Annotated in this window: 9 protein-coding genes; 1 reads left to right on the top strand and 8 read right to left on the bottom strand. The window is 61.2% G+C overall.

Annotation, left to right across the window (positions count from 1 at the left end; genetic code table 11):
- Nucleotides 1-472 precede the first annotated feature (472 nt).
- From IVA82_RS43890 to IVA82_RS43865, 6 genes are read right to left on the bottom strand one after another with little or no spacing between them, the layout of a single operon-like run.
- Complete coding sequence (locus tag IVA82_RS43890) at nt 473-703, bottom strand: hypothetical protein (protein WP_247384346.1); 231 nt, start codon at nt 701-703, stop codon at nt 473-475.
- 50 nt (nt 704-753) lie between these two features.
- Nucleotides 754-2,220: an MFS transporter gene (locus IVA82_RS43885; protein WP_247493911.1), complete on the bottom strand. Its 1,467-nt coding sequence runs from the start codon at nt 2,218-2,220 to the stop codon at nt 754-756.
- Nucleotides 2,124-2,993, bottom strand: coding sequence for an alpha/beta hydrolase (locus tag IVA82_RS43880; RefSeq protein ID WP_247384344.1), 870 nt, complete (start codon nt 2,991-2,993; stop codon nt 2,124-2,126). The genes IVA82_RS43885 and IVA82_RS43880 overlap by 97 nt, the downstream gene beginning before the upstream one ends.
- 3 nt (nt 2,994-2,996) lie before the next feature.
- Nucleotides 2,997-4,097, bottom strand: coding sequence for a flavin reductase (locus tag IVA82_RS43875; RefSeq protein ID WP_247384343.1), 1,101 nt, complete (start codon nt 4,095-4,097; stop codon nt 2,997-2,999).
- 36 nt (nt 4,098-4,133) lie between these two features.
- Nucleotides 4,134-5,159, bottom strand: a complete 1,026-nt coding sequence (locus IVA82_RS43870; protein ID WP_247384342.1) for an LLM class flavin-dependent oxidoreductase — start codon at nt 5,157-5,159, stop codon at nt 4,134-4,136.
- Between the two features lie 28 nt (nt 5,160-5,187).
- On the bottom strand, nt 5,188-5,550 hold the full coding sequence (locus IVA82_RS43865) for a VOC family protein (protein WP_247384341.1): 363 nt from the start codon (nt 5,548-5,550) through the stop codon (nt 5,188-5,190).
- A gap of 117 nt (nt 5,551-5,667) precedes the next feature.
- On the opposite strand from IVA82_RS43865, the gene IVA82_RS43860 reads away from it, so the two are divergent.
- Nucleotides 5,668-6,450, top strand: coding sequence for a helix-turn-helix domain-containing protein (locus IVA82_RS43860; protein WP_256469827.1), 783 nt, complete (start codon nt 5,668-5,670; stop codon nt 6,448-6,450).
- A gap of 323 nt (nt 6,451-6,773) precedes the next feature.
- On the opposite strand, the gene IVA82_RS43855 is transcribed toward IVA82_RS43860, so the two are convergent.
- Both IVA82_RS43855 and IVA82_RS43850 read right to left on the bottom strand, forming a co-directional pair.
- Complete coding sequence (locus IVA82_RS43855) at nt 6,774-7,946, bottom strand: ABC transporter substrate-binding protein (protein WP_247384370.1); 1,173 nt, start codon at nt 7,944-7,946, stop codon at nt 6,774-6,776.
- A gap of 215 nt (nt 7,947-8,161) precedes the next feature.
- Nucleotides 8,162-9,541 carry an MFS transporter gene (locus IVA82_RS43850; RefSeq protein ID WP_247384339.1) on the bottom strand — a complete coding sequence of 460 codons (1,380 nt, stop codon included), beginning with the start codon at nt 9,539-9,541 and terminating at the stop codon, nt 8,162-8,164.
- Between the last annotated feature and the right edge of the window lie 2 nt (nt 9,542-9,543).

Genomic DNA, 9,543 nt, shown 5'->3' with positions numbered 1-9,543 from the left:
TGGCGACAAGATCGCGGAAAAATACGCTTGTTGAACTATCGGTTGCGATACCAGTCCGCACGATGATTCCCGCGCGCCCACCCGCTCTTGTCAGTTGGGGAAATAGTTCCGCAAATAATGCGTATGCGTTCACGTCGCCGGCGCCACTCAGCGGGAAACTCGCACGCGCGTTTCGACATTACGATGACAGTGCACAAGGCATCCCATCAAGCGGAAGCGGCGAACCCTCGGCAGCGCATTTCCCCGAATCCAGTCCGCCTTCGCCCGGCGGTCCTCGGCTTGACAGCCTTCGTTCCCTTCGCTGGGAGTTCGCGGCACGCGCTTGCCCAGCCGGAGTTCGCGAAGCGGGCTTTTTTAAAGTCCGCATAATTCGGACAACCGGAGCTTCTCCGATGAACCCTCCTCTGTCCTTTTCGCGCTCAGAATCTGCCTGGAGAAAACCGTGTTGGGTTTGCGAACCAAAACCAGCGGACTATGAAATCGAGTTACTCCTGGCCCTGCATGAACAATCGAGCACGTCGCCCCGCTGACTGAAATTGGGACCTTCCGCCCTCACCAGCAACGCCCTGATGTCGCTCTCGCTGGCCTCCTGAACGGCCTGCTTGAGGTCGCTTGAGAAGGCCGAAGCGATGAGATTCTTCGGCGGATTGGCAAGCACGATGTGACCAACGGCTTCCCACTGTTCGAACTTGATAACGGGCATTTCAACCTCCCTATTTTGCGTTTGTGCATCTTGAAAGTAGAGTCTCGCCTCTAACCAGTTTCGCGCGCCAGCGACGCAACCGTTTCGTTCGGTCGCAGTTGCCAGTACACGACAAGGAGAGACAGCCCACCTAGCGCCGCCAGCGTTCCGCCGACGGTCGAGAGAGCCGAGCCCAGTGCGCCCTGAAAGAAACTTTCGGCGACGATGGCCACCAGCGTCGGAGCGATCGCTGTCCCCGTGATGCCGACCCAGGCAAAATGAACGGCCGTGATCTTGCCGATCGCCGGTCCCGGCGACAGGTGCACGATCGTCGATGTTCCGATGGTGAAAAGGCTTGCTGCCAGAAGATTGAAGACGGCAAGCAGCATCCAGACCGAAACAATCGACCCTGCTGCCGGGACAAAGACCGCTGGCAGGAAGATCAGCCCGGAAACGACAACGCCAAGAGCCGGGATCGCCGATAATCCCCATCTTCGATAGACCGTATCGACGAGAAATCCGGCGATGAACTGGCTGGCAGTGCTGAGGAACAAGACGATGAGACCGTAGGTCAGGCCGATCTCGCCAGCAGGAATCTTCCATACCCGCCCGAGAAAGGCCGGTATCCAGGACGAGTACCCCACCGACAGCATAATCGTCGCGGCGTTCGCCAGAAACAGCGGAGCGAATAGGAGCCACCGATCGCGAACGACTTCGAGGGCATCCCTCAGTGCGAAGGGGCTATCCGTGGTTGCGGACCGCCGCGTCGGCTCCCTGAACGAATAGACGAGTAAGGCGACCGGCAGTGCGATCGCGCCGCATGCGATCAGGACGAGCTGCCATGAGCGGACCGCAATCCCTAGCAAGGGAAGAATGTAGCTCCCGCTCTCGCCGACGAAGTGCAAAATGGCACCACCGCCGAGCAACGCAAGCCCGCCACCGATGCTCGCCCCCATGGCCCAGATCGCGACGGCACGCCCGCGAAAGCGCGGATGGAATGCGTCCGTGACGAGGGACATGCTCGAAGGCCCGCAGGTGGCTTCGCCCGCGCCGACACCACAGCGGCCGAGAAACAGGCCCGCGTAGGTCGAGACGGAGCCGCAAAACATCGTCGATAACCCCCACACGGCGACCCCCATAGCCAAGATGCGCCGGCGCCGAAAACGATCGACCAGCACGCCGACGAACCAGCCTCCGACGGAGTAGGTGATGATGAAAGCCGCACCAATGAGGAAACTCATCAGTGTGTCGGATATTTGCAGGTCGCGCTTGATCGGCTGCACCAGCAGTGGCAGCGCCGCGCGATCGATGAACGCAACCGCGTTCACGAGGCAGAGCACGCCCACCAACCACCAGTCCCCGAGGCTGGGCCGCTCGACGTCCTGTTCGGCTTCCATCCGTTTTTTCTCCCTGACGCGACCGCGCCCGTTGCCCTTCACGCTCACGCGGCGATGCTGCGAACGACTGCGTTGAATTTCGACGGAGCTTCGAGCTTGAGCATGTGGCCGCAATCCTCGAACGAATGCGATGTCGCCCACGGCGCCTTCGCGAGAAGCCGCTCGGCGTGATCCCGATAGGGCGCGACCTGGTCAAGGCTGCCGGAGAGGATGGCAATCGGATGCTTGACCGCCGGGATAACGTCAGGCGTATGGACCGTGAACAGCGACCGAATTGCTTGGCGCCAGCCATCGGTCGTCATGTTGTCGCGCAAGCGCTCGACATATTGCCTGACTAGGGTTGGCGTGTGTGGCGTGAGCAGCCTGCTTGCGATCGCTTCGCGCGACACCGGGATGTCGACGTCCGCCGTCCGAAGCCATGTATTCAGTTCGGAATCGCGGGCTTCACCCGTTAGGAGGCCCCTAGCGACGTTGGGCGCGGAAAGAACAAGACTGCCGATCGGCTCGGGATAACGTCGCGCGAAGGCCAGCGCGACGACGCTTCCCCAGGAACTGCCGACCAGCGCGGCCAGCCGTCGCACCTCGAGCGCGCGCAGCAAGCTTTCCAGCGCGTCTGAATAGTCGTCGATACCGGCGTCTTGACCCGGGATAGGCGAACTGCCGCTGAAGCCGGGCGCGTTCCAGGCAATGACGCGAAACTCTCGCGACAGCCCTGCGAGCTGGGCGCGGTATCCCGCCGAGCTTGAGCCGAGCCCGTGAAGCATCAGCACCGTCGGATTGTTCGGATCTCCGGCCGCGCGATATTCCATCCGGCCCCGGTGCCCGGAGAAGACCGATGACGCGACGTCAACGTGGGCAAGCCCTGGCAAATCCTGCGTGAGCAGATCGGCATCGAACGCGGACAATTCAGCCATCGCTCAAGCTCCGGCCGCGAGCGCGACTCGCCCCGCTGGCTGGACAGACTTCTCCGCCTCGTAACCGAGCCGATGAGAGAGGTCCTGTGCCGTCTCGCGCAAGGCAGTTGCGAATTCTCCGTCGAGATCGGCGCGAAACCGGCTCGCCTCGCCCACTGCTGTCAGCGCCAGCACCGCGCGGCCGTCCGCATCGAGCACGGGCGCGCTGAGGGCGTTGATCAACGTCTGGCTGCGATAGAACGTCTCCAGCCCTTTTCTGGCCAACCCTTGCCGACGTACCTCCGCAAGGCGTTCGCTCAAATCGTCCGCTTCGACCGCGGCGTCCTGGCCAGACCAAGCCGTCTGCGCGATGGCTTCGGGGGCAAGGTGTGCGGCGAAGGCCAGCCCCGTTGCGCTCGATGTGACCGGGAGGATCAAGCCTACGGGAAGCGCCTCGCTCACCGGAGCCGACGCCGGCTCCCAATGGGTGATCGTGGGACCGTGGGCGCCCCAGACCGCAAGCGCCATTGTCTCGTCGAACCGTCGGACGAGGCGTTCGATCGTACGCGTGCCGAGCCGCGACGCGGTGAGCTGAGCCTGCTTGTGATTGGGCGACAATGCGGCATCGGTCAGATCATGGGTATCGGTCAGCAAATATCGGCCGTTGCCGAAGACGAGAGGTTTCCGTTCGGCTTGATCGATCGCAAGCACCTCGCCGACGTAAATCGTATGGTCACCGCCCGGCACCCGGGACACCACCCGACACTGCAGCCGGGCACTGCAATCGCGGAGCAGCGGCACACCGCCGACGCCGAGATCGATATCGATGCCGGCGAACTTCGCAGGCGACGATTTCGCAAACCGCTTGGACAGCTCGATCTGGTCTTCAGCCAGGATATTCACGGCAAAGCGCCCGGCCTCAAAGAACGCCGGATGGCTGTGACTCTTCACCGCCTGGCTCCAGAGAACCAGCGGCGGATCGAGCGACACCGAGCTGAACGAATTGGCGGTGACGCCGAGGAACTGACCCGCCTCGTCGATCGTGGTGACCACAGTCACCCCCGTGACGAAGTTGCCGAGCACGCGCCGCAAGTCGCGGCTGTCGATCCGGGGAGTATCGGGCATATCTATCTCCTTAGCGTTCATCCGTCCCGTAAGCGTTCATGCGGCGAGCGCTTCGGCCGCTTCGACCGCCGGCATGACATGGTCGGCGAAGCGGCGGATCGAGGCCGCTGCCTCCGCGTGCGGCATGGTTCCGAACATGAAGCTTCCGATCACGTAATTCAGTCCGCCAAACGCGACCTGCTCGGACAGAACTTGCGTCACCGTTCGGGCCGAGCCAGCGATCGCATGGCCGGTTTCGACGAGTTGATCGAATGAGGGGGGCAGCTTCGCATTCACGGGCTGCGTGCCGTGCTTGCGCCAGAGCTTGATGAAATTATCGTAGAACGACGGCCAGGCCTTTCGGCCCAGCTCATGAGCTTCGCGGTCGCTCTCGCCGACAATGATGTAGCGGTTGACACCGATCAGCGGCGTGCTGCCGTTGAGGCCCGCAGCAGCCATCTCCTCACGATAGCGATCCGAAATCGCACGCACACGCGAGACCTGGCCGCCGCAGACCACGTTCACACCGTTGCGTGCCGGCCAGACTACAGAGTCGGGCGAGCCGACTGCGTACCACATCGGCGGACGCGGCCGCTGCAGCGGCTTCATTTCCACCGCATAGTCATTCAGGCTCCAGAACTCGCCCGACGTGGTGACGGAATCCTGCGTGAAGCAGCGCTGGATCGTATCGAAGCCCTCCGCATACATCTTCGCAGCCTTCGTGGAGTCGATCCCGAGCGCGTCGAGCTCGTGCGGCGAGGCGCCGCGCCCAATCCCGAACTCGAAGCGGCCGCCGCTCAGGTGATCGAGCATGCAGATCTCTTCGTACAGGCGCGCGGGATTGTAGGTCGGCAAAAGATAGACCAGCGGACATAGCCGCAACTTCTCGGTTCGTTGGGACAGAGCGGCCATCCACACGCTGGGCGACGGCGTCGTGCTCAGAGACGTGCTGTGGTGCTCGCTCATGTGGAAGCAGTGGAAGCCGAGACGATCGTAGAGCTCGGCGAGACGGAGCCGGTTCTCATACTGCTCCGCCAGCGGCAGGCCGGAACGGTCGTTCTGGTCGAAGACGCCGAATTTCATGATGAATCTCCTCGTTGGATTGGGTTGCTCAGGCTGTGGGTCCGGGCCGGATGTGAAGCTGAAACAGATTGCCTTCGGGGTCGGCGAAGGTGGCGACGCTGCCATGCGCGCCCATGTCGCGGCTCGCGAGATGCCGGCCCCCGAGCCGCTCGATCCGTGCTGCAACGGGCGCAAGGTCGGTCGCATCGAACACGATTACGCTGCCGTGCGCGTCATTGGCCGCCTCGGCTGCCGAGCTCAGCGCAAACGCAACCGGCCCGGCCTTGAACTGGCACCAGCTGTCACGATCCCGAAACGCCAGCGGCAACTCCAGCGCAGCGGCGTAGAAAGCCTGCATCCGATCCATGTCATTGGCGACGGTGTAGACGCTGCGGATGGCACCAAGGGGCATCTGCTTTTCTCCCTGTCACATAATTCAAGATAGTTGAATAAGTGTTCCATTGTTGTATTCTGCTTCACGCCGTCTTTTATGTCAATCTCGATTCGGTGAAGCAGTCGTAGGAAGCAGATGCTGGAGAAGAAGCCGCGCCGAGGCATTCAATCGGTCGAAATTGCCTTTCGGATTCTAAGTGTTATGCAGACCAGCCAGCAGGCGCTGGCCTTGAAGGACATCGCGCCGCTGGCGGGTCTGACGACGAGTGCTGCAAATAACTATCTCGTGAGCCTCGTTAGAATCGGCCTTGCCGCCGCGGACGAGAAGCCGGGCCACTATCGTCTTGGGCCCGCCGCGCTCTCGCTCGGCGTCAGCGCCATTCAGCAGATCGACGGCTTCGAGATCGTGCGCCGCGAGGTCACCAATCTGCGCGACGTGACGCGGCGAAGTGCGGCCGTCACAACATGGACCGATGACGGCCCGCTCAGCCTGTTCAAGCAGGACGGCGATCAACGCGGCGCGTTCGAATTTCGCACCGGACTGATCCCGATGCTGGGCTCGGCGGCAGGAAAGATCTATGCCGCGCGGCTGCCGCCGAACATGACGTCACACCTGATGGAGCAGGAGTGGAGCGCGGTGTTCGGCGGCAAGCCCGAGCCGAGCAAGTTCAGGGACGATGCCGTACGTGAGCTAAAACGGAAGGGCTACACGACCATCACGCGGTCTGACCTCGATGGTTATGTCTCCATCGCGGCGCCGATCGTGGACTGGAATGGCGATGTCCGCTTCACGCTCAGTCTCGCGGGCACTCGCGCCTCCATGAAGATCGAGCCCACGAGCGACCAGGTGAAGGCGCTGCTCAACAGTGCGTCCCGTGCAACGCTGGCACTTGGCGGCAAGGCCGAAGGCCGCGGCTAACCTAGTCCACTCGCCTCCAGTGGCTCCAGCAGTCGTTAAGCCGGACAGGTCCTTCCGGCTAGGCCTGGATGATCTCGTCGTCGATGCCGTAGCCGGCAACGGTCCGCGGAGCATCTCGCCGCGGATGGTGCCGCCCCTGTGAGTAGTAGACGCTCTGGTTGGGGGTCTCTGCCGTCAGCGATTTGAGCCGCCGAACGTTCGTGTTGTTTGAGTCTAGTGAAAGTTCCGTGGAGCTAGATCGCGAGCTTCTTCATGCAAAAGCCTAAAACACAACGACAGTCCGAGTAGATAGTCCTGCCGAGGAGCAAGGCCGGCGCAACAGACTATTTCTTCAACAGCGGACATACGCTCTCTTCCGGCGAGATGAATGCGTCCTTTCCCGGTATCACCTGAACCAGTTTTTCGTAATCCCAAGCGCCCTTCGACTCCTTCGGACTCTTGGCTTGCACCAGATACATGTCGTGAATGAGCTGACCGTCCTCCCTCAGAGTTGCGTTGCGCGCAAAGAAGTCGTTGATCGGCATCGATTTCATTTGCGCTATGACTTTGGGGCCCTCGTCAGTTCCCGACTTGTCGATGGCCTTCAGATAGTTCGTCACCGCCGAGTAAAGCCCCGCCTGGACCATGGTCGGCCGGCGGCCCGTCTTTTTCATAAATCTCTGGGCGAATGCGCGTGTGTCGTCGTCCAGGTCCCAGTAAAAGCCTGTTGTGACCAATAACCCTTGGGCTGCTTGCAGGCCTATCGCGTGAATGTCGCTGGTTTGCATCAGAAATGCTGCGAGGCGCTGTTTGCCTCTAGTCAATCCGAATTCCTGCGCTTGGCGGATCGAGTTTGCCAGGTCGCCACCGGTGTTCGCGAACGCGACGACGTCAGCATTTGAGCTTTGCGCCTGCAGGATATAGGAAGAAAAATCCATGCTGTTCAGTGGATGGCGAACGTCGCCGACAACCTTTCCGCCGAGCTTCTCCACCGTTCTGGCCGCATCGTTGCGCAATGCCTGGCCAAATGCGTAATCAACAGTGACAAAATACCAGCTCTTCGCGCCCTCCTTAAGGAGCGCGCGCGCTGTGCCATTGGCCAGAGCGTAGGTGTTGTAAACCCATTGCACGGAATTGGGCGAACACGCCTTGCCGGTCAAATCGGAAGAGCCGGCCGACGCAATCAAAATGGCTTTGTTCTTTTGCTTCGCCAACTCCAGCACGGCAAACGCAACGGCCGAATTGGCGAAGTCGACGACGACATCGACGTTCTCGTTTTCGAACCAGCGGCGCGCGATCGTGGCTCCCACGTCGGCCTTGTTCTGGTGATCTGCATCGATCATCATGATGGGCTTCCCGGCAACCTTCCCGCCATAGTCGGCTATGGCCATCCGGACTGCCTCGACAGATCCAGGCCCGGTCGCATCAGCATAAACGCCTGATTGGTCAGTAAGGACTCCGATCTTGATTGTGTCGTCGGAGATCTGAGCGTCAGCGGATGATGCGATCAACAGCATTGCGCCCACAATCGCGATCCGTTTCAAAATTTCGGTCAAGGCTTCCTCCCTATATGGATCTAACTTGGGCACGTAGATCGAAGATCCCGGCGTCCGGCCGGCGATCTCCTCCTTCGAGGTTGAGCGTGACGTCGGTCTGATGAGACCGCGTCACTTCTCCCAGCCTTTCGCACAAACGCGACTAGGGGCGTTCTTGTCCCGCAGACGGCAACCAGTCATAGCAATTGCGTCGGCAAGCGCTGCCCGGCTCGATCTGGTGCCAGGATCGCGCCGATCACGGTGAAGGCCCCAGCAACCACGACGATCCCCACGACGCCATAGACATGCGGTGGACCACCGGCAGCCGCCAGAATGGATGATGCAGCGAGCGGGCCAAGGCCCGAAATCGCTCCGGCGCCGATCTGGTAGGCAAGCGAGACGCCGGTATATCGGGTGCGCGTGTCGAACATCTCAGCGAGAAATGCTCCCATCGGCCCGTAGATCATCGAATGACCGATCTCGAGAACGATAAGTGAGATCAGGACGAACTGCAGATCGGCGGCGTTGAGCGAGCGGAACAGCATGTACATTGCCGGCACGACGATGACGCTTCCGACGATCGCCAACATGCGACGACCGATTTTGTCGGAAAGCCAGCCAAAGAACACCGTCAATCCCATCGCGATCACGCCGTTCGCGAACTGAAAGAGCAAGATCGTGGTCATTGGAAGGTGAAGCATCGCTGCGTAGGAGGTTGCGAAGGCACCATAAATCTGGAAGGACGCCGCCCCCAGTGCGATACAGATCGCGATGAGTGTTGGCTTCATCTGATGACGCAGCAGATCGGCGATTGGCAATCGCTCGCTTCGTGTGGCTTTCGCCTCCCGTTCCGCCTTGGCGAAGATCGGCGTCTCGGCAACGCCGAGCCGAACCCAAAGACCGATCACGACCAGCGCGCCGGAGGCGAGGAAAGGCATGCGCCAGGCCCATTCCTGCACGTCTGGCGGCAGGCGCGTAATGCCAGCAAAGATCAGCGTGCCGATCGAGATTCCCAGCCAGATCCCGAAATTGGTCAAGCTGCCCCAGAAGCCCCGTCGCTCCTGATCCATGTGCTCGACCAGCATCAGCAAACCGCCTCCCCACTCCGCGCCAGCGCCCAACCCTTGCGCAAGACGGGCCAGGATGAGAAGGATCGGCGCCAAGGGTCCGATCTGGGCGTAACCCGGGAGCAGTCCGACCACGAAGGTGCCGGTCCCCATCGTGATCATGCTTGCGACGAGTATCTTCTTGCGTCCGTATCGATCGCCGAAGTGCCCGCCAATAATGCCACCAATCGGCCGCACCAAAAAACCACTGGCGAGCGTTCCGAAGGAAGCGATCACGCCGATCGTGGGACTTGCGTTGGCGAAGAACAAGTGCGCGAAATAGAGGCCGGCAGCCAGACCGTAGATGTAGACGTCGAAGAACTCGATCGTGGTGCCGAGCAAAGTCGAGGTGATCAGACGGCGACGAGCTTCCGGTGACAGCTTGTCTGAAATCGCATGAGCCTGCAGGGGCCGGGACGATGCTCCAACAACTCTGCTAGGCGCATCGATCAGATTTGCAGCCGTTTCCATGT

The sequence above is a fragment of the Bradyrhizobium sp. 142 genome (genome assembly GCF_023074015.1).
Lineage (GTDB): Bacteria > Pseudomonadota > Alphaproteobacteria > Rhizobiales > Xanthobacteraceae > Bradyrhizobium.
This window is presented reverse-complemented; position numbering and strand designations above follow the sequence as displayed.